This is a genomic window from Lysinibacillus sp. NPDC093692 (assembly GCF_050280125.1).
Taxonomy (GTDB): Bacteria; Bacillota; Bacilli; order Bacillales_A; family Planococcaceae; genus Lysinibacillus.
Genome location: NZ_JBNNUW010000009.1, coordinates 1 through 25197 on the forward strand (window position 1 = coordinate 1; position 25197 = coordinate 25197).

The 25197-nt window shown below is 35.7% G+C and carries 21 protein-coding genes; 9 read left to right on the top strand and 12 right to left on the bottom strand.

The window, feature by feature from the left end; translation table 11 throughout:
* Positions 1-326 precede the first annotated feature (326 nt).
* The 3 genes from yfkAB to ACQKN4_RS11395 all read right to left on the bottom strand — a co-directional run bounded on the left by yfkAB (position 327) and on the right by ACQKN4_RS11395 (position 3594).
* Complete coding sequence (gene yfkAB, locus ACQKN4_RS11385; protein ID WP_427483711.1) at positions 327-1430, bottom strand: radical SAM/CxCxxxxC motif protein YfkAB; 1104 nt, start codon at positions 1428-1430, stop codon at positions 327-329.
* Between the two features lie 663 nt (positions 1431-2093).
* Positions 2094-3095, bottom strand: coding sequence for an LLM class flavin-dependent oxidoreductase (locus tag ACQKN4_RS11390; RefSeq protein ID WP_427483712.1), 1002 nt, complete (start codon positions 3093-3095; stop codon positions 2094-2096).
* A 73-nt stretch (positions 3096-3168) separates the two neighbouring features.
* Entirely contained in the window at positions 3169-3594 is a 426-nt protein-coding gene (locus ACQKN4_RS11395; RefSeq protein WP_427483713.1) for a hypothetical protein, read from the bottom strand.
* A 216-nt stretch (positions 3595-3810) separates the two neighbouring features.
* Here ACQKN4_RS11395 and ACQKN4_RS11400 point away from each other — a divergent pair, with 216 nt between their 5' ends.
* On the top strand, positions 3811-4578 hold the full coding sequence (locus ACQKN4_RS11400) for a sulfite exporter TauE/SafE family protein (protein WP_427483714.1): 768 nt from the start codon (positions 3811-3813) through the stop codon (positions 4576-4578).
* A gap of 254 nt (positions 4579-4832) precedes the next feature.
* Here the strand turns inward: ACQKN4_RS11400 and ACQKN4_RS11405 are convergent, their stop codons facing one another.
* Complete coding sequence (locus ACQKN4_RS11405; RefSeq protein WP_427483715.1) at positions 4833-5027, bottom strand: hypothetical protein; 195 nt, start codon at positions 5025-5027, stop codon at positions 4833-4835.
* A 613-nt stretch (positions 5028-5640) separates the two neighbouring features.
* On the opposite strand from ACQKN4_RS11405, the gene ACQKN4_RS11410 reads away from it, so the two are divergent.
* From ACQKN4_RS11410 to ACQKN4_RS11445, 8 genes are all read left to right on the top strand, one after another.
* The gene (locus ACQKN4_RS11410; protein ID WP_079562091.1) at positions 5641-6159 is read left to right on the top strand and encodes a sigma-70 family RNA polymerase sigma factor; all 519 of its coding nucleotides are present in this window, start codon (positions 5641-5643) and stop codon (positions 6157-6159) included.
* Positions 6152-7042, top strand: a complete 891-nt coding sequence (locus ACQKN4_RS11415) for a DUF3298 and DUF4163 domain-containing protein (RefSeq protein ID WP_079562090.1) — start codon at positions 6152-6154, stop codon at positions 7040-7042. Before ACQKN4_RS11410 ends, ACQKN4_RS11415 begins: the two co-directional genes overlap by 8 nt.
* Before the next feature lie 294 nt (positions 7043-7336).
* Entirely contained in the window at positions 7337-8461 is a 1125-nt protein-coding gene (locus ACQKN4_RS11420; protein ID WP_079562089.1) for an endospore germination permease, read from the top strand.
* Positions 8461-9924 carry a spore germination protein gene (locus tag ACQKN4_RS11425; protein WP_079562088.1) on the top strand — a complete coding sequence of 488 codons (1464 nt, stop codon included), beginning with the start codon at positions 8461-8463 and terminating at the stop codon, positions 9922-9924. Before ACQKN4_RS11420 ends, ACQKN4_RS11425 begins: the two co-directional genes overlap by 1 nt.
* Positions 9921-11072, top strand: a complete 1152-nt coding sequence (locus ACQKN4_RS11430; protein ID WP_427483716.1) for a Ger(x)C family spore germination protein — start codon at positions 9921-9923, stop codon at positions 11070-11072. The genes ACQKN4_RS11425 and ACQKN4_RS11430 overlap by 4 nt, the downstream gene beginning before the upstream one ends.
* 667 nt (positions 11073-11739) lie before the next feature.
* Entirely contained in the window at positions 11740-12501 is a 762-nt protein-coding gene (locus ACQKN4_RS11435) for a TerC family protein (protein WP_079562086.1), read from the top strand.
* Positions 12502-12698: 197 nt separating this feature from the next.
* A complete protein-coding gene (locus ACQKN4_RS11440; RefSeq protein WP_427483717.1) occupies positions 12699-13331 on the top strand; it encodes a Bax inhibitor-1/YccA family protein in 633 nt (210 codons plus the stop codon).
* A gap of 108 nt (positions 13332-13439) precedes the next feature.
* Positions 13440-13949, top strand: coding sequence for a ferritin (locus tag ACQKN4_RS11445; RefSeq protein WP_427483718.1), 510 nt, complete (start codon positions 13440-13442; stop codon positions 13947-13949).
* A gap of 203 nt (positions 13950-14152) precedes the next feature.
* Here the strand turns inward: ACQKN4_RS11445 and ACQKN4_RS11450 are convergent, their stop codons facing one another.
* The 8 genes from ACQKN4_RS11450 to ACQKN4_RS11485 all read right to left on the bottom strand — a co-directional run bounded on the left by ACQKN4_RS11450 (position 14153) and on the right by ACQKN4_RS11485 (position 25178).
* Positions 14153-15334, bottom strand: coding sequence for an iron-containing alcohol dehydrogenase (locus ACQKN4_RS11450; RefSeq protein ID WP_427483719.1), 1182 nt, complete (start codon positions 15332-15334; stop codon positions 14153-14155).
* Positions 15335-15351: 17 nt separating this feature from the next.
* Positions 15352-16197, bottom strand: coding sequence for an AhlS family quorum-quenching N-acyl homoserine lactonase (ahlS, locus tag ACQKN4_RS11455; RefSeq protein WP_079562082.1), 846 nt, complete (start codon positions 16195-16197; stop codon positions 15352-15354).
* A 410-nt stretch (positions 16198-16607) separates the two neighbouring features.
* Complete coding sequence (locus tag ACQKN4_RS11460) at positions 16608-18029, bottom strand: aldehyde dehydrogenase family protein (RefSeq protein WP_427483825.1); 1422 nt, start codon at positions 18027-18029, stop codon at positions 16608-16610.
* A gap of 104 nt (positions 18030-18133) precedes the next feature.
* Complete coding sequence (locus ACQKN4_RS11465) at positions 18134-19132, bottom strand: LacI family DNA-binding transcriptional regulator (protein WP_427483826.1); 999 nt, start codon at positions 19130-19132, stop codon at positions 18134-18136.
* An 88-nt stretch (positions 19133-19220) separates the two neighbouring features.
* Positions 19221-20447, bottom strand: coding sequence for an RtcB family protein (locus ACQKN4_RS11470; RefSeq protein WP_427483720.1), 1227 nt, complete (start codon positions 20445-20447; stop codon positions 19221-19223).
* Positions 20448-20736: 289 nt separating this feature from the next.
* Positions 20737-22587, bottom strand: a complete 1851-nt coding sequence (locus ACQKN4_RS11475; RefSeq protein WP_079562079.1) for a dynamin family protein — start codon at positions 22585-22587, stop codon at positions 20737-20739.
* Between the two features lie 231 nt (positions 22588-22818).
* The gene (gene rbsK, locus ACQKN4_RS11480; RefSeq protein ID WP_427483721.1) at positions 22819-23700 is read right to left on the bottom strand and encodes a ribokinase; all 882 of its coding nucleotides are present in this window, start codon (positions 23698-23700) and stop codon (positions 22819-22821) included.
* 299 nt (positions 23701-23999) lie between these two features.
* Positions 24000-25178: an MFS transporter gene (locus ACQKN4_RS11485; RefSeq protein ID WP_427483722.1), complete on the bottom strand. Its 1179-nt coding sequence runs from the start codon at positions 25176-25178 to the stop codon at positions 24000-24002.
* Positions 25179-25197: the final 19 nt, after the last annotated feature.

A 25197-nucleotide genomic window follows, 5' to 3' on the forward strand; every position in this document is an offset into this window, starting at 1 on the left:
AACAACGAAGAAATACCATTCTTCATTCGACTAAAATCTGAATTAGGCGCAACACCTGACGCAAACGGTTCTTTTGATATTATCGTGAGAGCAGACAAAGCCTAATCACAAAAGGTTACGTAAAACAAACTTGTCAACAATGGTTGCATCACAATCAATAAAGGCCTAGGTAAGTTCTACTTCCAAACAGGCACATTATGCTTCTGCTAAACAATATCTTCAAAAAATAAAAGACTTGAAAATTCTTTGGGTTGACTCAATAATAAAGCATAAATTAATTGAAATTTAAAAATCTCCTTAACGCTTTTGTTAAGGAGATTTTTTGTTTATTTGACAGAACCACTTGTAAAGACATTATCAGGATAATACATATTTTTCACAATTATATTAGAACCTAAACATTTTACAGCAGGACAATGACAATTAATACTATTAGAAATATTTGTATCCAACCATCTATTATAAATATTCTCCAATGATTCTGTTTTGATATTACCTAATGCAGAGCCATCATCTGAGAAATCTGATACTGATATATCACCTGTGAATATATTCAAGTTCATTCGAGAGCGACCATCCACATCATTTCTTACTGTGATATTTGGTGTTTTATTAATCTTTTCTAATAAAGCTAAATCACGTTGATCAGAGCTACAAGCATAGAAAGGCAATGTGCCAAATAGTACCCATATATCCTCATTTCTAAAATCAAGTATATTGTTCACTACTTCTCTATATTCATCAAGAATTATTGTTTCTAAATTACTTGCAAAATCACTAGAATACATAGGATGAATCTCATGTCGCTTACAAAGCATTTCATTAGCAACCTCATTATGAATCTTTTCAATGTAAGGAACCGTGTTGCGATTTAACATTGTTTCTGCGGATACAAACATACCACCCTTTGAAAGTTCTCTAGCATTATCAAAAATATTTCTATATAGTTCTGCTCTTTGTTGAACTGTTGGTTTTCTTTCCATTATCGCGAAACCTGTTTCAACAAACTCTTTTTCATCACACCAATTATGTGAAATGTGCATAACATCTAAGTATGGTGCAACCATTTCATAATGCTCCATAGGCAAAGTTAAATTAGAATTTATTTGAGTTTTAATTCCTCTACTTTTTGCATATTTAAGAAGTGGAAGTAAATTGTTTCTTATCCCACGTTTTGTTAATAAAGGTTCTCCACCTGTAAAACTCATTACTCTAAGTGTTTCTACAGTATCTAAATGTTTTATCAACTCTGATGTAGGAATAGCTTCATCTTCTTTTGTTTGCAATGTATAACCTACTGCACAATGAGCGCAACGCATATTACAAAGATTAGTTGTTGTAAATTCAATATTTGATAAAGTTAGTTTTCCATGCTTATCAATATCATGATAGCTTTCCCATTCATCATATGGTTTCTCTAGTGTTTTCATAAAAAAAAATCTCCCTTTCTATCCTATGATTTTCTCATAGATAAAGGAGATTTTAAAGTGCTAGTCTATATTATCTTCTTTTCCCTAAAATTTATATTGTATTTCAAAAGTTCCTTCTGTATCAATCACTTTAATATTATTTATTAATTTATTTGCTTCTTCTCTATTCATTAACCTAATACCTATTTTAAACACTTCATTAACAATATCTTTTTCTCTTATATGTTTACTACTATAAATATACACTTTCCTTTAGTAATCTTATCTTTGAATAAATTATATTTGTCCTCAGCTTTCAATTTTGCTCTCCACATATGAATTAAAATTGTCTCAATGGCTTCAAACCATAGTTTCAATTCCTAATAGTCTGTGACGTCTATAGTTATCAAAAGAGTAAAATGATAGTTCATAAACCTCAGTTTCATAAATAAAATTGATTCCCATGTATTAAATGCTGCGCGTAAGTTTTCGCTTTCATCGTTACATACAAGTTTAATTAAAAAAGCCATGTTCATTTACTTGAACATGACTTCTTTTTAATCCATATATACAAGGTGTCTTGATTATTTGCAGTACTTCTTTTTACGTAAATTCATAGAATTTATTCCCTAGTAATTTCGGAGCTACACTTGTTGATAAGTAGATTCAAATATAATACTAAAGCTAAGGTGTTCTTATTAACTCCTTTGCCATTAACTTAAAAGTATTTAAGCGACTTTCTAGTGCGTATTGGTTGCAGTTTAGCATCACTTCGTCAAATCCATATTGCTCTTGCTCTGCTACTAAAAATTCAGCGACTTCCTTCGGTGTTCCGACCAGATTGGCTTTTCGATTATTGGCGATTGTCATTTTATCCAACTCCGTAAGTGGGTAATCCTTTGCTTCCTCGGGTGACATCGCTTGAATAATTTGACCCTTCATGAGATGAAGACGTGTAATATCAATCGGTTTCGCCAAATATTCCGCTTCCTCTAACGTATCTGCAACCGTCGCAGCATAAGTAACGATAATTTGTGGCTTCTCCATATAATAGGAAGGTATAAAGTAATCTCTATACGTATCAAATATATCCTTTGACATATTGCCAGTGAAAAATTGTGCATATGAATAACCTACACCAAATCGACCTGCCTGCATAGCGCTTTGACCACTTGACCCAAGTAACCAAGCTTCAGGCAATTGGATATTCACTGGTGCCGCAATTACTTGATCATAGACATCTTCCCCTGTTTTTTGATTATTCATCAGCTTTAAAATAATCTCAAGCTTATCGTATTGCTCTGTAAATCGTTGTCTTCGTCCCTCTGCTAGTGCATAAATAGAGGCATGGTCACCACCAGGGGCTCTGCCGACGCCAAAATCAATACGATTCGGTGCTAAGCCACTTAATGTTTTAAAGACCTCTGCCAGCTTATATGGAGAATAATGCATCATCATTACGCCTCCAGTACCGATGCGAAGATGTTTTGTTTTCGCCGCTAGGAAAGCAGCTGTAACCTCTGGAGCTGAACTTGCCAGTGAATGGCTATTATGGTGCTCCGCTAACCACATTCGATGATAGCCAAGCTCTTCACCTAAAAGCGCTATTTGTTCTGTACGCTGAAAGGCCTCCTCAGCAGTATGACCTTTTGGTATAGGCATTTGATCTAATATACTTAATCTCATTGAAAACACCCTCTCTATCTAAGCACCCCTCTCTACTGTAATATAGTAAGCTCTTTATACAAAGTAAAAGACCTTACTCATAGGCAAGCCGCTTTGTATGCCATATGTCATAAACCATGCCAATAAGGAACCGTTTTTGTTCGGGACTCAATACAACATCATTAAATTTCATTGCATAAATAGAAAATTGATTTGTTTGTTCGTCCACTACGAACTGTAAAATAGCATGTCCTTTTTCATTTTCAAATGTAATATCACCTGATAATTCGACAACATGCTCGCCAGTTTTTGCCTGGTAATAGCGCCAATATGGTTCAAAAAATGCGTAATTAAATGCATTTCGAACAGATACATCTGAAAAATCCCCTAAATACCCTTCTTTTACAGTATCGATAAACTCATGATCAGTTATATCTTTTTTGGCATTATACACACATCCGACAAGTAGCCCCATACATACAACACAAACAAGTACTCTTACATGATTTCCTAAACTCAAATGTCATCACGTCCCCTTTACGCAAAAAACACTATCACCTACATAATACATCAAAATACATACATAAAGTAGAATATTTAAGCTTTTTGTAGAATTTAAAAATATCAAAAGAGATTGAATCCTCGAAATTAACAGAAAAAAATTATTGGAGCTATTTACAGTTACTTTTCATTTCGCTACTATCAAATTATTATTATAGAAAAGAGATGAACTGCTGTGCCTTTTGATTTAGATGTAGACATTTTACTCATCCTTATTTTTTTTGGCTTTCTAGCCGCATTTATTGATTCTGTTGTAGGAGGCGGCGGGCTTATTTCTTTACCAGCTCTTATGTTTGTTGGTCTTCCACCATCTGCAGCCGTGGCTACGAACAAGTTAGCAGGCACTATGGGGTCATTAACGAGCACCATAACATTTTATCGCTCTGGTAAATTGGATATTAAAGCCGTTTACAAACTGTTCCCTTTTGTTTTTATAGGCTCCATGATCGGTGCATGGATTGTCCATCTTATGGATCCTAGTCTTCTAAAACCACTTATGCTTGTCATGCTAGCAGCTGTGGCTATTTATACTATTTTCAAGAAAGACTGGGGTAGCATTTCTACCTATAAAAAATTAACACCTAAACGTTACGCATTTTTTGTGGCGATTATTACATTAATCGGCTTCTATGATGGCTTTTTAGGTCCGGGGACAGGCTCATTTCTACTGTTTGCCTTTTTAATAGTTGGCTTCGACTTTTTAAAATCGGCAGGGAATGCTAAATTTTTAAATTTCGGAAGTAATATCGCAGCCCTTCTTATGTTTATATACTTAGGGCAAATAAATTATGCCTATGGTTTACCTATGGGACTTGCACAAATTGCTTGGGCAATAGTTGGTTCTAAATTTGCCATTAAACGTGGCAGCGGGTATGTACGTAAATTATTTATCGTTGTGACAATTTTATTACTTTTGAAAAATACATATGACTATTTTTCATGATTGATTCATTATATCTACAAATTAATGTAGATCCATTATGCTCGGCATAATTGTTGCTGTCGCTTCACTAATTCGCACAGATAAACAATGCGTCTAGAATCCGCTTTGTGCTTATGCATGCAGATGTTTGGACAGCCATTGAAAGAAGTTATAATGAAGTCTCGTACTTATCAATATATCGACTAAATAGAAGCATGCTAAAAATACTGCATGCTTCTAAAATAATTTTGTTATCCAAACTTCCCCGTCTATAATTATTCTTGCTTACTAAAAATTCCGTAAGCAATAACTCCAAATAAATAGCCTATTCCAGCCCCTATAACAATTGTAAATACTAGAAAGTTTGGTTTGAAAAACATGCCAAAAACCACACCGAGAGCACTTCCAAAAATCATTCCCAATGGAATTAAACTATCTATTAAATCTTTAGCGTCGCTTGACTTTTTCATACCTAATGCTCCTTTCTGCTTTTATAATTGCGAAAAAATTTATCTTTTCCAGAGCCAAGATGGTGCTGCTCTATATCGAAGAACGGCGCCATTTAATTGTGTTTTCCACTCCCCTTTTCAATAGGCATTCCTCCTCTTCAAATCTGATTATAAGAAGTATAGCTTACTTGCTTGTATTTTCAATCTACTATATGTATGGGATAGTTCATGTAGAAAAAGGTCCATTGACACTTTCTCAGTTCGATACTATTTTAGGATATTTTCTTCGATTGCAATGCCAGTTATTTAGATCCTCCTCCGGGCAATTTTATTTGTAATTGTGACCAATTTACTTTTTCCCCTTTCTAAGCAATTGTAAAAGGTTTATAATTTGCTATGCTTTTTCATCACAATAAAATGTACAGAAAAGCGTAACTTTACAAGTGGAGGATTTCTTCATCCCCGCTGATGATTATCACAGAAGTTAATATAGGGTAAATTACCAATTGCCAATGACTTATCTTTGAAATTAACAGAAAAAGATAAGTTTTTTATGCTATCAACTTTTTTTCCCCTTTCATACGTCTATTAGTTGTATACAATTTGAAAATGTTAAAAAGGAGCTTCTTTGGACATGAAAACAAGAAATGCATTTCAACATGAAGAGGTGTTTGTCCAGTTAATTCGTGAACAGAAAGAGCGTTTTTATTTGCTCGCGTATAGCTATACGAAAAATGAACAGGACGCACTTGATGTTGTACAAGACAGTATTCAAAAAGCAATGCTTTCTCTAGATCGACTAGAAAATGTCGAGTATATGAAAAGCTGGTTTTATAAAATCGTCGTACGTACATCCATAGATTTTTTACGTAAGCATAAACGCTTACACGTGACAGACGATGATACATTGCAATATTTAACTCCTGCACAAGAGGATATTTACGAAAACGTTGATTTAGAGCATGCGTTAGATGAATTACCAATTATGTATCGTGAAGTTGTCATTTTACACTATTTTGAAGACTTAAAGCTCGCTGATGTTGCAAATATCCTTAACATTAAGCTGAGTACCGCTAAATCACGTCTTTATAAAGCGCTAAAGCTATTGAAAATACAATTAGAAGATGTGAAGGGAGAAACAGCACATGGATGAAAAAATAAAAGAATTAGAAAAACAATATAATGAGGTATCTATTCCAAAGGAGCTTGACTTTGTGGTTGAAAACGCATTAAAACAAGGTAAAAAGAAAAGAAAAAAACGAGCTCCACAATGGTTGCTAGGATCTGCGGCAGCTGCAATGCTTTTTACAGCTGGTTTAAATGTCAGTCCTGCAATGGCACGAACACTATCAGATATTCCTGTTGTTGGTAGTGTCGTAAAAGTCTTAACATGGACTGAATATAAAGTAGCAGATGACTCATATGATGCTGACATAAAAGTACCTTCTATCGAAAACCTAGACAATAAAGATCTTGCTACTACTTTAAATGAAAAATACCGTTCAGAAGGAAAAGCTCTTTATGATGACTTTATTGCCGAAGTAGGTGATTTAAAAGCTAAAGGTGGCGGTCATTTGGGCGTAGATAGTGGCTACGAAGTGAAAACAGATAATGATCAGATCTTATCGATTGGTCGTTATATCGTCAATACTGTTGGATCTTCTTCTACAGTAATGCACTACGACACAATTGATAAAAAAAATGATATTTTAATTACATTACCGATGCTATTTAAAGATGATACTTATCTTAAAACGATCAGTGAAAACATTAAGGAACAAATGCGCGAACAAGCTGCTGCATCTAACCAAGAAAAGGTGTACTGGTTAAAAGGAGCAGGTCTTCCTGATGAAGAAGTTTCAGATGAATTTACAGCTGTTAAAGCTGATCAACAATTCTATATTTCCAATGAAGGTAAGCTTGTTATCTCCTTCGATAAATACGAAGTTGCTCCTGGCTATATGGGTGTCGTGGAATTTGAAATCCCAACAGATGTCTTGAAAAATGACCTTGTAAGCTCTATGTATATTCATTAATCATTTGTAATGTAAAACTATAATCCGTAGGGGTTTTCTTTATCCTCTACGGATTATTCGTCTTTCCCAATCGGGTTTTTACAACATGCCATTATGATTCGAAAATATATTTCCAAAAGCGAGTTATTTGACATCTCATTCGTCAAATAACTCGCTTTTTTCGGCGATAAATTTTTCATGAATGTGATGGAATACGGATTTAAATTCTTCTTTTACAAGTAGTTGTTCATACTTATAATCCTCTCACTTTTTGTCTAAGCTAAAGTGTATCAATTAACGTTAGAGGGTTTTCATATGAAAGGTGTAGGATCAATTAGTATTTTACATGTTATTTTCTTATCTATGACTGTTATTGGCTTAAAAAATCACGTGACCATTATTCCCCCGCTACTAGATGTTGTAGGGAGAGATGGTTGGGTATCTGTCATAATGGCTGCAGTAATTCTATTCTTCTGGCTATTTTTGTTAGTTTATATTCAAAAAAAGACGAATCAGGAGCCTATTCGGGACTGGTTAGATGGGAAAATCGGAAAAACTGGCTCTACAATTGTCATATATATTATAGCTATATTTTTATTCATTCTCGCTGCCTTTACGATGGTTGAAACATTGCAATGGGTAAACACAACATTTTTACCTCAAACACCGGCCACTATATTATTACTCATTTATACAGTTCTTTGTATTTTTCTCGTTACAACAAGTTTACAAACCATCGTTATTTTAAATGTCTTTGTCTTATTTGGCGTAATAGTCTTTGGTTTTTTTGTAGCATTTACAAATATACAGGTAAAAGACTACGAGCTACTACGTCCTTTTTTCGAGCATGGCTTCCAACCTGTTATAAAAGGGATGGTTTATCCTGCATCAGGATTTATTGAATTAATAATACTTTTATTTTTACAGCATCAATTTAAAGATCGCATTCGTTGGTATCATTTTGGCATTATGCTTTTCATATTAATGGGGCTTACGCTAGGACCACTCATGGGCGCAATTGCAGAATTTGGTCCAACCGAAGCTGCAAAGCAAAGATATCCTGCCTATGAGGAATGGGGATTAGTATCGATTGGTCGCTATATTGAGCATCTTGACTTTTTCTCAATTTACCAATGGCTAACAGGTACATTTATACGAGTTAGCTTCCTCTTATATGTGATAGCAGATTTGTTCAAAATGACTGGTGATCCAAAGCAAATATGGAGAATGATCGCTCCACCCTTCTTTCTTCTATGTCTGCCGCTAATTATTTTAAATGAAAACATATTTTTGAAGGTGAAAGGGAACTATATATTAACAGTTACTTTTGTTTTCTTTTTTCTTTTGACAATTTTTTTCTTACTAGTAGCTTTCTTTTCAGGTAAATCTTCCAAAAAGGGGAAATCTGAAAAACAAGACATGGAAAGTGGTGAATCATAATGCCTCAGCAGGAGAAGGCGATCGACCTAAACACTTTAAAAAAACTATTTCAAAAATCAGCAGATATCCAATTTCAGGAGTATGTTTTTAATCAAAAAAAGGTTCATTTCATTACCTGTGATGCGATGATAGACCAGCAAATGCTCAACGAAGTCATTATTCGGCGTATTCAATTTCTTTATGATCATTTAGATGAACCTTCCTTTGAAGAAAATATTACAAATCAGCTTCACATCCCGACTCTCCAAAAGGTCAAAGATAAAGAAGAAGCCATTACCTTTGTCTATACTGGTTTCCTACTGCTTTATTTTGAAGAAGACGGACTTTTATATGCTAGTAATATCGCTAAAAAGCCTAATCGAAATCCTGAAGAAACTAGGATGGAAGTCCTCGTTAAGGGGCCTAGGGATAACTTTATTGAAGATATTCGCGTCAACATTGCACTATTGCGAAAACGTTTACCTACGAATTCATTTTGTGTTGAGAAAGTGGAGTTAGGAAAACGTTCAAAAACAACCGTTGCTATTCTTTATTTTGACGATATTGTCGATATGGATATTTTACACGGAATAAAAAAACAACTTGCTGCAGTCGATACAGATATTGTCTTTAGCGGGGACGTTTTAATGGAGAGAATTAATAAAAACTCTAAGCTCTTCCCAAAATTCGATTACACCGGACGACCCGATTATGCTATTCAAGCGCTAATTAGAGGACGTTTTCTCATGTTCGTCGACGGAGTAGCTTATGCCATGATCACACCGGTCAATTTATTTTTATTATTAAAATCCGCTGAAGATAATGAATATCCTATCATTTTCAGTTCTATAGAACGACTTTTGAGGATCCTTGGCATTTTAATTGGGTTGCTATTGCCTGCATTTTGGCTCTCACTGACGACCTATCACCAGAATCAGCTACCATTCCAACTTTTAGCAACAGTTGTCCAAGCAAAAACAGGTTTACCTCTCCCCTCCTCTCTGGAGATGCTAATAATGCTACTAATGTTTGAATTGTTTCGAGAAGCTGGCTTACGTCTGCCTTCCGTTATTGGAGGAACGATAAGCGTTGTTGGCGGTTTAATTATTGGTGATGCGGCCATTCGCGCAGGTGTAACAAGTCCAGAAATGATTGTAGTTATTGCGATTTCTACAATTGCATCATTTACTCTTGTGAATCAATCCCTTGTCACAACCATCAGTTTATTGCGCATTACATTCATTCTTGCCAGTGCTTTTTTTGGTTTATTTGGATTTTTCATCTCACTATACTTTACACTGCTTTACTTATGTAACATCCGGATCTATGGTTACTCTTACATGAATCTTGCAACAGATTTAAATTGGATGACTATTAAAAAATCGATATTCCGCTTATCACCAAAAGGTTACACTGAACGTAATAAAGAACTTGCACCCCAAGATAACACTCGTACTTCTATGAGTAAGAAGAAGAAGCAATGAAGATAAAAATTATTTTACTATCAAGCTTAGCTACTTCACTACTTCTTTCGGGGTGTTGGGATGCTACCGAACCTCAAAAAATGTATTATGTTGATGGACTTGGTATCGATTATAAAGATGGTCAGTACGAAATCTACTTGCAATTAATTAATTTCACCGATGTTGCAAAAACCGAATATCCTAACCCTCAGGTGGCACCAGCTGAGGTTGGACAATCTAAGGGAAAGACGTTGGAAGAAGCACTCTTTAAATTATTTCGTTCCATCGACCAAAACATATTTTGGGGGCATATGACCTATATTATTTTCTCTGAAGAAGCAATGAAAGATAAAAATACTGTCCCCATTATAGACAGTGTGTTGAGATATAGGGAAACAAGGTATCAAATATGGACCTATTGTACACAAGACCCTATTAAAGACATTCTTCTAGTAACGCCAGTTTTGAATAAGCCGCTTACAACGTCAAAGCTTAGTAATCCTTTAAATACAGAAGATAAAGAAACATTCGTCAAACCCATTAATCTCCGAAATCTAGTTATTGGCTTAAATGAACCGAACTACGAAATTGGCATCCCTTATGTAACCATTAACAAAAACTGGGGAACGGAAAATCGTCAAGAACAGGAAACTGCCTTTATAGGGATCGGCGTACTTTCCAAAGATGGGTTTAAAGGCTTTATTAAGAATGATGATGCTAGAGGAACGCAATGGATGCATGATAGAACGCAAAGAGGTGAAACAACCTTTAAGCTAGATGAAAATGATTATTTAACGACAACATTGGAAAAAATCAAGGTAGATATCAAACCAATTGTTAAAAAGGATCAAGTAACATTTGATGTAGAGATAACATTAAATGCAAGGATAAACGGTTTCAAAACTAATGTTTCAGAAGAAGAAATAAGAAAAAAATTAATAAAAGAAGTGAAAAAAGAAATTAGAACAACATATAACGAAGCACTTGCAAAAGATATTGATATTTATCGCCTTTCTGAACATCTATATCGAAAAAATGTGAAAGTATGGAAAAAGCTTGAGAAGGATGGGAAGATCCCATTAACACCTAGTTCTATTAGTAAATTAGATATAAACATTAACCAATTAAAATCCGGTCGTAAAACATTTACTCGAACAATAAATCATTAAAATTAAAATATCCCTCAAAGGGGTCACTACCTATTTGAGAGGATATTTTAATTTATCGATTAAATCTGAATAGAAATTTATTCATTCTCATATTTCAAGGGAAGCATCTGTGACGCTATCCCCCAAGAGGTTGACCAGCCTCTACCACTATTAACTTATATAAGGAATACGTTTTACAAATGGCATTTAAAATTCCACTTTTGTTTATCTATGCCTTTTTGAATATCCTGCCTATTTTCTTAGTTTGTTTCTTTACAATGCTCAAAAAATTATTTGAATAGTATACCTGTAGAATAGCTCAAATAGTCTTGCCCTGAGATCAATCGTCAAATTTTTTTAACATAGCCTCACATTTTTATTTGCAATCGACAACCAGCATGTTATAATCCATGTATAAAGAATTGAATAGCTTTTGACAATTTTGTCAAAGGGGAGTAGCTAGCAGATGTGAACGAGCATCTGATTTCACATTCGTCATTACATGGTTATTTACCATCGGGTGTGAAGGCATATCTTGGCGAACAAGATATTTTCTGTATAACAGTTATCGCTTAGCAAGACCTTTGCCTATTTTTAGGCAGGGGTCTTTTTATTTTGCCTAAATAGCAAAGACTAAGTTAAAAGCAGTATGTTCATTTCTGTTCTAAGTATAAAGGAGGAAATAAATTTGGAGGCAATTTTATTAGAATACGCATGGGTACTCGTCGTATTAATTGTTCTAGAAGGTTTATTAGCTGCCGATAATGCAGTTGTTATGGCCGTTATGGTTAAGCATTTACCAAAGGCACAACAGCAGAAAGCACTGTTATATGGTTTAGTGGGCGCATTTGTTTTCCGCTTTGCTGCATTATTTCTTATTACTACGCTCGTTAATTTCTGGCAAATTCAAGCTCTTGGTGCTGCATACTTATTAATCATGTCTGGTAAGCATATTTATGATTCGCGGAAGGCTGCAGAAAATCCCGAAGAAATTCATGAGACTAAAAAGCAATCAGGCTTCTGGATGACCGTCATCAAAGTAGAACTAGCCGATATTGCCTTTGCTGTAGATTCAATTTTAGCAGCTGTTGCCATCGCAGTGACACTACCTCATATTGGAAATTTTGATGTTGGCGGCATTAATGCAGGTCAATTCTCAGTGATGTTCCTAGGAGGTCTTATCGGTGTTGTTATGATGCGTTTTGCTGCTCGTTGGTTCGTAAAAGTTCTCGATAAATTCCCATCACTTGAAACAGCTGCCTTCTTAATCGTTGGTTGGGTTGGTGTAAAGCTAGCTGTTTTAACATTAGCACACGAAAAATTAGGCATAATCCCACATGAATTCCCACATTCAACGATATGGAAGGCTATTTTCTGGATTGTCTTAATTGGAATTGCCCTTGGTGGTTATTTAGTTGGTGTGAAAAACCAAAGAAAAAATGTCGAATAATCTGAAAAACATTACCTGGTCCTAGCGAAGACCAGGTTTTTGTATGACCAAACCGAGGATAACTCGGCACCTAGTCAAGGGAAGTTGAACCCACATTATGTTAATAATACAAATTTTTTATAATTGAATCTTTTTCTAAATTGAAACGTATGTTACTATATAAAAGTTATTATAAAAAAGAAAGGATTATTTTCTATATGGCTTATGCTAAAAATCAAAACTTAAACAAAATTTTAAAACACTTTGCTTTTATGTGGGTGTTGACGGTTGTCGGAATGTACATAGCAACATTATTACCACCAGCGGTTGTCATGCCGCTATCTATTATTACTCTTATACTTCTTATCATCGCCTGCTTTGTGCGAAGTCTGAAGCTTGCTAATTCCATTATGTATGCAATCCCCTTTTTAATGGGAATTTTACTATTTTGGTCAACACAATTTTACATTGCGGAGCTAGGACAACAGCTTGTTTTACTTGTCTTCGTAGCGACAGTTGCTATTTTCATTGTACTAGCACTGATCGGTATAATGATGAATAAAGATATTTCTAATTGGGGAAGCTATTTATTCACTGTGTTAATCGTCGTAATTATATTTTCACTAGTCTTTATGTTCATCCCTGTTAGCAACATAGTCGGATTGATTATTGCGGGAATTACTGTACTACTTTTTAGTCTCTATACGGTTTATGACTTTAATAAAATTCGACATAATCACGTTTCAGATGCTGAAGTCGTTGGTATGGCTTTAAATCTATACTTAGATTTCATTAATTTATTTGTCAATCTTTTAGAAGTCATTTGGCGTTTAAAGAATGAATTTGATTAAACCCCCTAATTGAGAATAAAAATCAATTAAACTTTGCCATACTGCCATTCTTCGCTGTATACTATAGGAGAAGCAGTAAATATTTACTGTAAAGGGAGGAAAATATTTATGTTATCTGAAAAACTACACACAGCACTAAACGATCAAATGAATTTTGAATTCTACTCTGCGCATGCTTATATGGCGATGGCGGCATATTGCACAGATCAAGATTACGATGGCTTTGCCAACTTCTTTTTAGTACAGGCTGAAGAAGAACGTTTCCATGCGATGAAATTTTATAATTTCCTAAGTGATATGGGCTACCGTGCAACAATCCATGGCTTCGATAGTCCAGATAATCATTTCGAGTCTATTTTACATGCCTTCAAAACTGGCCTTTCACATGAGAAAGAAGTAACGCGCCGTATTTATCATTTATCGGATATCGCTTTAGATGAACGCGAGCACGCGACTATGGCTTTCTTAAAATGGTTCATTGACGAGCAAGTAGAGGAAGAATCAACGTTTGACACGTTAATTCGAAAAATCGAACGCATTGAAAATGACTCCAACGCAATCTTTATGCTTGACGCAGAATTAGCGACACGTTCATTTTCACCTGATGCTGAAGCATAAAATATAATTTTAAACAAAAAAGAATCTGTATGAGCAGATTCTTTTTTGTTTATTTCAGTGGAAAATCATTTTTTTGAGTTCCATCTATTAAAATTCCATATTTTTAGTCTTCGATAAGCAGCTTCTTGTACCGCTTTGCTTTCACTACAAAAAACATGTAGCAAGAAAAGAGAAACGCCGGCATTCAACGTTTCTCTTTTCTTTTATAATGGCTGAGGTTCTCGAACTTCTCCATCAAATGCAGCACGATAAATAGTATAGATGTCTGTTCGCTTAAGTGGCATCGGACTACGTGCTAGAATTCTTGTTTGCTTTGTCGCATCATCCGTTAGTTGTTCCAGTGCTATTTCAGGTATATTAAATCCCTTTAATGTTGACGGAATATTAACATCATGCACAAGTTGCTTCAATGCATCTACACATTTATAAGAAGCCTCTTCTTGCGATAAATACGCAGATGAAATACCCATTGCATCTAAAATATCTTTCATTCGTTTTTCACAACTTTGGCGAATATAGCCCATGACATAAGGTAATAATACTGCGTTCGAATCTCCATGAGCAATATGGAACTGTCCACCAAGAGGATAAGCTAAAGCATGTACTCCTGCAACACCAGCATTGAAAAAGGCTAATCCCGCCAAATAACTACCATAACTCATATCCGAGCGTGCCTGCTTATTTTGACCATCATGCACAGCAGCTCGGATAGAGCCACTAATTAATTTAATAGCTTGTAGTGCAAGTGCATTAGTTACTTCGTTTGCATTTACAGAAACATAGGCCTCAATTGCATGTGTTAAAGCATCTACACCTGTAGCAGCAGTCACTTTTGGTGGTAAGGAAATTGTTAACGCAGGATCTACAATAGCGACATCTGCTAATAAGTAATCATGTGTCACAACATCCTTCGTCGTTTCAAGTGACAGTACTGAAATATTTGTCACTTCTGAGCCTGTTCCAGATGTAGTTGGAATTAAAATTTTAGGTAATCCTTTATTTTCAAGATTTTTTGTTCCCGTTAAATTTAAGTAATCTGCCACTTTCCCATCATGTGTTGCTAAAACCGCAGCAAGTTTCGCTAAGTCTAATGCACTTCCTCCCCCTAAACCAATCACTAAATCAAAATGATGCTTTCTTGTAAATTCAACTAGTTTTTCACCAATTGCGAGCGGTGGCTCAGGGGCAATATCGGTATAAATAGTTGTAGCGTAGCCATTTTCAAGTAAAGGCTTTTCAAGATGGTCTGTTAAACCTAACTCTTTTAAAAATGGATCTGTGATGATTAAAATATTATTTACTTTCAATTTTTCTACTTCCGGTAGTAGCTGATTCAAGCAACCCCAGCCTGTATAACTCGCAGGAGTAAAGGTTAATTTATGCATAATTGTTCTACTCCTATCTATTCATAATAGCCTTCTGTCGATTTTCTAAATGACTTAAATTGGACTGGATCATGGCCAAACCACACTTGCGAATTTGTTTCATTTGCTAATCTTCTAATTCGTTCGACTGTAGAATTATAGCCAACAGAATCATATAGTATACCAGGCGGCTTGACAGGTGGACCAAAGCTTTCGGCACTGTAAATGGCATCCGAAGCTAATATAATCCCCCCGGTTTCTGGCATATTAATATGCAAACCTAGCATTCCCCAAGCATGACCGCTTCCAAAATTCAAAACTTGGATTCCTTCTGCAAGTTTTACATTATCCTCACCTCGTTTAATTAATCGCCATTGTAAATTGTTTTTTATCCACATATCAATGTCACCCCAAATATAGGCACCTTCTTTTACATTTCTTGCGTATGTTTGTAAAGTTCCATTGAATTCATCTTCCTGTACAATAATCGTTGCATTCGTAAAAAGCTCTAAACAGCCTGCATGATCTAAATGTAAATGTGAAGCTACAACATATTTAATATCTTCTGGACGCACATTTAACTCTTCTAATCGATGATGTAAATAGCATTCTTCTGGCATATTAATTGGAAATGCTTTCTGAGTAAATTCACCCCAGCGTCCTTCAGATCCCATTGAATTTGGGTTACATGCTGTATCAAATAATATTTTTCCTTCTGGATGATCAATTAATACTGTATAAACTGGAAACTCTACAAATTCATTTGGCTTGTTTGGATAATCAATCGTTGCAGGATTATGCATGGCAATCATAAAGTTTTTATCCATTCGCATTGTTCCATTGTCCATAACATACAATTTCGGGTGTTGTTTGATAGTGTTCATTTACAACCATCTCCATTCGTGATTAATTATGCCTCGGCATAATTACGTCAGGAATCGGCTTTGTGCTTAGGCCTGCGTGAGGGCCGACACGATGTCGGTAATGCCACAGGGCGTGGCGTTTTTACCGATGCAGGTCAGTTAGCCGTTATCGCATGGATGCGATGATTTTAGGCTAACATCCTATATGAACGCCATTCCGATTCCGTGACATCCGCCGAAGGCTTTAGGCCAACAAATGTTTTCTGTGCGAAAGCGTAGTGCAACGTAGCGGCAGCAGAGGGTTTTGTTTGTGCGAAAGCGCAGCGACAGCAACAATAAGAAGGTGGTCACTCAGTCGTTGCCACAGGACGTGGCGTTCTTAAACTGAGTCCCTCTATTTTAGCGGGTGTCGAAACAACCGCTGAATGAAGTTAATTGTTATTCCAAATCACTAGCTTCATTTCTGTCATTTCCTCAACTGCATATTTGATTCCTTCACGACCGGTTCCGCTTTCTTTAACGCCACCATATGGCATTTGATCTACACGATATGTCGGAACGTCATTTATAATGACACCTCCAACTTGTAATTTCTTTGAAGCTTTAAAGGCCGTCTCGATGGAAGGTGTAAATATCCCTGCCTGTAAGCCATAATTTGAGTCATTAACAGCATCAATGGCTTCTTCTACTGATGAAACAGTATTGACAATAACTACTGGTGCAAATATTTCCTCACAAGATACACGGCTAGTAGAAGATACATTCAATAACACTGTTGGAAGTAAAATATTATTTTCAATACGGCCACCTGTCAGTACCTCCGCACCTTCTGCTACCGCCTCTTCAATCCATGTGACAGCACGCTGTTGCTCAGTTTCTGAAATCATCATCGCTAAATCTGTTGTTGCATCAAGTGGGTCCCCAATTGTTAAGCGCTCTACTTTTTCTTTTAGCTGCTCTAAAAATACATCCATTATTTTTTCTTTTACATATATACGCTGTAGTGAGATGCAAACTTGACCTTGATTTGAAAAAGCACCCATAACAATGCGGTCCATAATTTTATCGAGTTGAACCCCTTCATCCACAATAACACCAGCATTCGAACCAAGTTCTAATGTGACTTTCTTTAAGCCAGCGCGATTGCGAAGGGAAATACCTACAGCTGGGCTCCCGGTAAACGTAATCATTTTCACTTTTGGATGTGCTAAAAAAGCATCCCCTATTAGTTTTCCTTGCCCAGTAACTAAGTTAAATGCACCTGTTGGTAGATTTGTTTGTGCCAATAAGTTTGCTAGAAAATGAGCAGATAAAGCTGTTTGTGTCGCGGGTTTCAAAACAATCGTATTACCAGCTGCTAATGCCGGTCCAACTTTATGGGCTACTAAATTTTGAGGAAAATTAAAAGGTGTAATGGCCGCAATAACGCCCAATGGTTCACGTATTGTATAACCAAATCTACCTTCTCCGCTTTTAGATGCATCCATCGGAATCATTTCACCAGATAGTCGCTTCGCTTCTTCTGCTGCAAATTTGTAAGTTTCAATCGTTCGATCAATTTCAGCATAGGCATACTTTAACGGCTTTGCTGATTCTAGCGAAATAATGCTAGCTGCCTCATCTCGATTTTCTGTAAATAGATCAGATAACCGTTCTAAAATCTCTGCTCTTTGAAATGCTGTTAATGCTGCCATTTCGGATTCTGCTGCATAAGCACTTTCAATTGCATGCTGTACATCATCTTCAGTTGCCATCGCAAATTGTGCTACAACCTCTTTTGAGTAAGGGGCTTGAACCTCCATATACTCTTCTGTCATTTGCCATTGTCCATTAATAAATAAGCCCTTTTTCAAGACCTCACTCACTCCTCCCTCCAAATGGTTACGTATTCATTTTAGAAAATAAAAAATGAATACGTAACCATTTTTGAGTAAAAAACAAACTGATGTACATCAGTTCATTTTTCACTCGTAGTATTTCTTGGGAAAAGTTTAACAGATTCTGTTTGTTGGATGCAAGTGCTTTTTTTCTCCATTACCTCAAATAATTTTTCAATAGCAATAAATCCGAGACTTTTCTCGGATTCTAAGCCTACTGTTGTTAATGCAATCGAATGGTGTTTACTAAGCTCCACATTATCAATGCCAATAACATTAAAATCTTTAGGAACTTGAAAGCCTCGTTCTAAACAAAGATTTAATATTTCAATGGCAATTGCGTCTGTTGCAGCACAAATAGCTGTAGGTTTTTTAGGAAGCTCAAGTATTTCTTCAAATGCTCGTTTAATATCGTTTTTGTTAGTATTTGTTAAAAACGCTGGGACTGTTTTCACATCTATACCGCTGTCCTTTAATGCATTTTTAAAGCCTTTGTACCTTCCATAAAAAGTACTTATTTCATGTGGACCACCAATCCAGCATATATCTTGATGACCTAAAGATAAAATATGATTCGTCGCTATATAACCAGCTTTCACATTATCAATTTCTACAAAATGCCTATTTTCCTGATGCTTGCGATTATACATAATAAATGGGATACCTAATTTTTCAAGCTTAAAAAATAAGTCATCTTCATATAACATAGACGATAAAATAATCGCATCAGCCTTCGTTTCCAAAACAGCATTATAAATAGAATCTAAATTATCTTCCGTACCAAAATAAACATTTACTTTATAGCCTCGAGCATTAACATAATTAACGATTGCAGTTGTTGTATCGACAAAAAAAGGATTATGTAATGGCCCCGAAATCAATGTAATAATGCCTGTTTTTTTCTGAACAAGTGACCTTGCAATATCATTTGGAATATAGTTTAACTCTTCAATCGCCTTCATCACTTTTTCAATTGTTTTCGGCTTTACGAGTTCAGGCGTATTTAACACTCTTGAAACTGTTGTTTGAGAGACACCCGCATACTTTGCCACATCTTTTGAAGATACCAAAAAAACCACCCATTTCATCTTTGTAAGCCTATTTTATACTATTACAGATATTATGTTAATAGATAAGGATAAGTGCAAGTATCACTAATTTCTATTATTAGGAATTATTTTTCCGCTCATATGGCTTAGCTGCTTCACTAGCTTTGAAATTATAAACGGGTGTAATCACTTTTAATATATCCGCAGTTTCCTCTAGAACAGATGTAATTTCTGACATCGGTTTATATGCCATTGGGGCTTCGTCCAATGTTTCTTCGTTTACGGATGTTGTCCAAATACCTTGCATCGTTTCTTTAAAATCTTCCATATTTAGAGCTTCTTTTGCAGCACGTCGAGAATACATACGACCTGCCCCATGTGGTGCTGAGTAATTCCAATCTGCATTCCCTTTCCCCATACAAATGAGCGAACCATCTCGCATATTCATAGGAATAACGAGCTTCTCCCCTTTATTCGCTCGAACGGCGCCTTTTCTTAACGTCATTGTTTCCGTATCTATATAGTTATGGATCGTATCAAACGTTTCACTAAAATGCCAGTTCATATGCTTGGCAATTGTTTCGGCAATTGTCCAGCGATTCATCCGAGCATATTGCTGAGCGATTTTCATATCGTGAATATAATCATGGAAATATTCGCCCTCTAAATAGGCTAAATCTTTTGGTACAATTGGATTTTGCTCTTTATGAGCTTTAATCATCGCTTGAATTTCTTTTTCGCGCCCCTGATCTTTCAGTTCGGCTATTTTTACTTTTAAATCTTCCCGTTGCAATGTTTCAAAAGCTCTTTTTTGATGCCAATTTGCTACCTTAGCTCCGACGTAACGCGAGCCAGTATGGATAAGTAAGTATTGTATACCTGCTTTATCTTTTGCAAGCTCTATAAAATGGTTGCCTCCCCCAAGTGTACCAAGCGATAAATTTGTATAGTCATCCTTTAAGCCACTTGCTACAAACTGTCTCCCCTCGAATTCAGCAAAATAGCGTGCAGGAGATACTTCCTGATGGATATCCTTCCCGCTTGGTATATGTGCTCGAATTGTAGCATCGAGTTTAGAAAAATCTATATCCACTTCATTTAACTCAGCTACAAATACCCCGCAACCAACATCAATGCCCACAAGGTTAGGCACTACACGATTTTGAAGCTGAATCGTTGTGCCAATAACACAGCCCTTACCTGCATGATAATCTGGCATAATCCGTACTTTTGTTCCTTCCATAAAAGCCTGATTTGCCAATTCTTTAATTTGATCGATAGCTGATTGTAATGCTGTATTTGAATAAATTTTCGCTTCCGTAAAACGTCCGTTAATTCGTATCATTTATATCCCTCCTTCTATTTGTACGAAAAAACATTTCATTTCGTTTCAATTTAATCCCAATTTTTAAAAATCAAAGGGTATCAATATTACTTGTTGTTGATTTCCATTCCGACTGAGCGCTTTCCTGAGGACGTCCGATGTGCCCAAGGAGCCGTACAACCGCCACCCACTTTGTATACAAAGTATACGTCTTAATGTCATCCACAACTTTGGATGATGAGCCCCAAAAACGAAATACTAAAAAATGCTCTAAAAGTATAAATTACTTTTAGAACATTTCCTTTATTGTTTAATCTTCATACTGAATATCTAATTTTTTCGGAATTTCTGGTATATCGTTTGATTTTACATCTACTTCTGCTAAAGCTAACGGATAAAATGGATATTTCTTCTGAACATCGAAAGGAATTACAGCATTCTCCATTTTATTGTTCATCTGACTACGTGCAAGTAGGCCATTATTCGACAGATCAATGCTCATAATACTGTTAACCGTTTCTTTTAGCATTTCAATATCCTTTGCTTTAAGCGGCATTTGTTCGTCCATTAAAAACGGTTGAACATTGTCTTTAATATAGCCCTGCGCCTCCATTAAACAAGAAAATTCATTCAATTTATTTGCGTATAATTGTAATTGGGATTTTTCTTTTGAACGTTGTTGATTTAGCTCTAGTACTTTTTCCTCAATACGTGCTAAACGTATTTTCGTTAACTCCATAAGATAACTTTGTATGGAATGAATGGAATGAAGCATTAATTCCTCCGCTTCTTGCACTTTTTCATATTGCGCAATACAAGCCAATTGCTGCTCATTTAACTTGTTAACACGTTCCTTGAAAAATCCATTTTGTGTATGCTGACCAAAGATAGCCTTCATAAGACCTTTTCCGTGAATTTTTTTATGCTGCGCATCCAATCGATCATATTCACGTAAATATTCACTATGCATATTTCGATATTCTCGTAACATTTGTTGATACGATACAGCCTTTTCTGTAAAGCCTTCTACAATTTCATCCTGCAAATAATCAGTTTGTGAAATGATTTGTAAAAGTTGGTATAATGTTTGAACATTTTTAAATACATTGGCAACCTGTTCGTATTCTTGCTCATATTCGGTCACAATCGCTAAATCACGTTGATAGCGCGAAAATTCGTATTGTGTATCGCCTGTATACTTTTCAATGTTCTTAACAGCAGATTGGAATGGGTCTCTTTGTGGAATAACAGCTAATTCGAAGCGGAAGCGTTCAAGCCATTGCATGAAGCGAATTAAAATGCCATACGTTTTCTTATCACTATTTTCTGCAACTCGATGAATCTCTGAAATTAATTGCTCGTACTCACTTTTTTGCCAAAGCTCATCACTATTAATCTGTTTAGCTTCAATTGCTTCTCTTGCAGAGATCGCAACAAAATCACTTATTAAATGACCAAATCGTTCTCTCTCAGCATCAATAAACGCCTTCGTATTTTCATTTGAATCTATGGCATTAATGACACAAAGAGGCTCAACACCTTTGTTTTTTAACGTTTCCATTAATAATATTTCTGGATAAATAGCCATCGAACCTGAACGCAGCACCCAAAATATTTCGTCCACACGGTTCATCAATGCTTCTGGGAAGTAGGCCATTTCTCCTCCCCCTGCTTCCAATGAAACAGAATCAATAATTGTCACTGATTTTAATAAATCATTTTTTAAATATACTTCTAGATAATCTAAATGTTCTCGTAGTATTTGAGAGGCGAACGTATCGCCAGTCGTCAATAATTCTAGCTTACTCATATCGAATACGGCTATAACACCATCTAAAAAGTACGCCTTTATTTCCTCATGTTCACCGTATCGCAAAAATGTATTTACCCCAGTTGGATGCTGCTCACTAACAGGCAAAACTTGACGCCCTAGTAATCCATTTACCAATGTTGTTTTTCCGACACGCTCTTTCCCAACAATAAGAATCATTGTTTCGTTGTCAGCATCTTGAATGATACGATTTAAGTGTTTAGCTGTATCTTTTACATATGTATTTTGTACAATAATGCCATGTAATTGTCGCAAATGATCAACAAGCTGTGGCAAAATATTATTCGCTGAGGCTGTATATTCGATCGGCACATTATCAATATCTGTCATCCTCAATACCTCTTTTCTATGTATCTAAAGTTATTATAAATGAAAAGATTCCTTTATTAATACATAGTACTAAGAATTAACGATAAAAAAGGACAATATACTTAAATACAGCCGTCACAAATAGGTAAAAAATCTTATTCTACAAAACCTTCTATCGCAGATATTATTCCTCATTCAGACTAAAAGAAATAATAATTATAAGTATTTAATTGTAGTGAGTTGATCTTCTCTTTATTCTTCAACTCCAGCCATACGTGCATAAACTGCTCCAAGTGTTGGCATACCACCTTGTGCGCCGAATTTCTCCACTGATAACGAAGCAGCAATATTTGCAAAATACACTGCCTGATCTAATGATTGCCCTTCAACTAAAGCATAAGCGAGTGCACCGTTAAACGTATCACCTGCTCCTGTTGTATCTACCGCTCTCGTCATATAACCCGGAACATGAATAGGATATTCACCATCAAAATAGCGTGCGCCATCACTACCTAGCGTCATAATCATTTTATTAGGATATTTTTCTAAAACCTGCTCTATATTATCTCCAAAAATTTCGGCACACTCCGTTTCATTCGGTGTGATATAAGTAATATCCTCCATCCATTGCACATCAAAATTTGTGGCTGGTGCTGGATTTAATAAAACAGGTACATTTGCTTCTTTACAAAGTTTTATTGCATACGCGGTCGTTTCCCTTGGAATTTCTAGCTGCATAATGACCATCTGACTTTTTTGTATGACTTCTTTCGCTGCCTCTATATGTGCAGGCTTTAATTCATAATTAGCGCCAGGCACTACAATGATACGGTTATCATTATTATAGAGTAAAATATTAGCAATCCCAGTAGGTGCCGATACACTTGTAATAGCTTCAGTTTGAACATGCTCTTGTTGTAAAACAGTGCGTAATGTTTCACCAAAACTATCCGAGCCCACACAGCCGATCATTGTGACTTCACTTCCAAGACGTGCTGCAGCTATTGCCTGATTAGCCCCTTTTCCCCCTGGAATCGTTTGAAAATCTTTACCGAGGATCGTTTCTCCCTGCTTTGGAAAAATCCCCATTTGTACAACTAAATCCATATTTATGCTACCGATAACTGTAATCATCTTTATACCCTGCCTTCCATCTTATTTTTTCATTTTAACTGAGAAATCCTTAGAATGACAGGGCATACCATTAGGAAATTATGGAGTACTAATCTTCTTATAGATGTTCACCAATTGAGCACAAGCTTCAATTTAAAGTTTTCCCAATAAACCTTTCCTTGACTCCAATTCAATTTTTCTATCACAATCTTCACAAGAAAATTTGCCTTCCATATTTTGTTTATACAGTCTATATTTCTTTGATCCTTCTACAACCTCAAATGTTTTCTTACAAAAAATACAACGCAGCGAATAGCTAATCATACTATTTCCTCCTTTAAGCCGATATAGTTTTTTTGAGAATATAGAACAAAATATAATGAAATCGAAAATAAAATACTAATAATACCGAAAATAATTGCAGTCATTTGAAGCGTAAATAATTCTGCAAACAGTCCTAATAATAAGGTTAAGGAGATTTGCAAAATATTTTGAAATATATTCGCAAAACTACCGAATCTACCCATTATTTCAGGCGGTACATTTTGCTGATAAAATGTTTCATAACCAGAATTACTAAATGCCATAAAAAATCCTAGAAAAACTAAACTTACAAATGCCAAAATACTTGATGTCGAGGCATAAAAGGCAGTGTAAAATAGCATTGTCAGAAACAAACCAAAAGCTATATATGATCGAGTGGACCATTTTTTGGCGAAGCTTGCGGCAACTATCCCACCGAAAATCGCTCCTGCTCCTGCACTACTCACAAAGGCCCCATATAAGCTATCAGATAAAGCTAAATCTTGCTTGATAAATGTGGCTTCTTGAGAATCTAACGCAAATGCAATCATTAATGCACTTTGAAAGAGTAAATATATCGTTATAAATAATAAATTTTGTCGAATGAAAGCTAGTACAGCTAGATAGTCACTTTTTAATAGTTGCCACGTAATACGTTGCCGTGAAATTTCCTTCATATCATCTACATCTGGTAAAAAGGAGATGATCAAAGCACAAACCAAAAATGTAAAGCTATTGAACCAAATCGTCACTGTTGTATTAAAAAGAATGATGAGGAGCCCTGCTAGTGCTGGACCTATTAAAAACGAGCCTGAATTGAACGTGCCAAGTATTGCGTTAAAACGTTGTCTATCTTTCGAAGGAACAAACTTTGTAATATAATATGTACTACTAGGTCCAAAGAAACTACTTGCTATATTCGCAATAAATAACAGCGTATAGATGAGCCAAATAGATTCCAGAAACGGCATACAAAAAACAATCAAGCCTCTGATAATATCCGTTGTAATCATCAACTTGCGTTTATTCATACGATCAATGAAAGAACCAGCTACCAAACTTGTTAAAACTCTTGCAATTGGTCCGACAATAAAGATTCCAGCCATCGCTGCCGGCGATTGTGTTAAATGCCAGACAAATAAATTGAGCGCTACAAGATAAATCCAGTCCCCTAATTTAGAAAAACCTAAGCCCAAAATTAACAAGCTGTATTTT

What these genes read in the sequence shown, in the direction of transcription:
- yfkAB (WP_427483711.1), bottom strand. Translation starts at nt 1,430, where the DNA reads ATGAAAACACTAGAGAAACCATATGATGAATGGGAAAGCTATCATGAT.
- ACQKN4_RS11390 (WP_427483712.1), bottom strand. Translation starts at nt 3,095, where the DNA reads ATGAGATTAAGTATATTAGATCAAATGCCTATACCAAAAGGTCATACT.
- ACQKN4_RS11405 (WP_427483715.1), bottom strand. Translation starts at nt 5,027, where the DNA reads ATGAAAAAGTCAAGCGACGCTAAAGATTTAATAGATAGTTTAATTCCA.
- ACQKN4_RS11410 (WP_079562091.1), top strand. Translation starts at nt 5,641, where the DNA reads ATGAAAACAAGAAATGCATTTCAACATGAAGAGGTGTTTGTCCAGTTA.
- ACQKN4_RS11415 (WP_079562090.1), top strand. Translation starts at nt 6,152, where the DNA reads ATGGATGAAAAAATAAAAGAATTAGAAAAACAATATAATGAGGTATCT.
- ACQKN4_RS11420 (WP_079562089.1), top strand. Translation starts at nt 7,337, where the DNA reads ATGAAAGGTGTAGGATCAATTAGTATTTTACATGTTATTTTCTTATCT.
- ACQKN4_RS11425 (WP_079562088.1), top strand. Translation starts at nt 8,461, where the DNA reads ATGCCTCAGCAGGAGAAGGCGATCGACCTAAACACTTTAAAAAAACTA.
- ACQKN4_RS11430 (WP_427483716.1), top strand. Translation starts at nt 9,921, where the DNA reads ATGAAGATAAAAATTATTTTACTATCAAGCTTAGCTACTTCACTACTT.
- ACQKN4_RS11440 (WP_427483717.1), top strand. Translation starts at nt 12,699, where the DNA reads ATGGCTTATGCTAAAAATCAAAACTTAAACAAAATTTTAAAACACTTT.
- ACQKN4_RS11445 (WP_427483718.1), top strand. Translation starts at nt 13,440, where the DNA reads ATGTTATCTGAAAAACTACACACAGCACTAAACGATCAAATGAATTTT.
- ACQKN4_RS11450 (WP_427483719.1), bottom strand. Translation starts at nt 15,334, where the DNA reads ATGCATAAATTAACCTTTACTCCTGCGAGTTATACAGGCTGGGGTTGC.
- ahlS (WP_079562082.1), bottom strand. Translation starts at nt 16,197, where the DNA reads ATGAACACTATCAAACAACACCCGAAATTGTATGTTATGGACAATGGA.
- ACQKN4_RS11470 (WP_427483720.1), bottom strand. Translation starts at nt 20,447, where the DNA reads ATGATACGAATTAACGGACGTTTTACGGAAGCGAAAATTTATTCAAAT.
- ACQKN4_RS11475 (WP_079562079.1), bottom strand. Translation starts at nt 22,587, where the DNA reads ATGACAGATATTGATAATGTGCCGATCGAATATACAGCCTCAGCGAAT.
- rbsK (WP_427483721.1), bottom strand. Translation starts at nt 23,700, where the DNA reads ATGATTACAGTTATCGGTAGCATAAATATGGATTTAGTTGTACAAATG.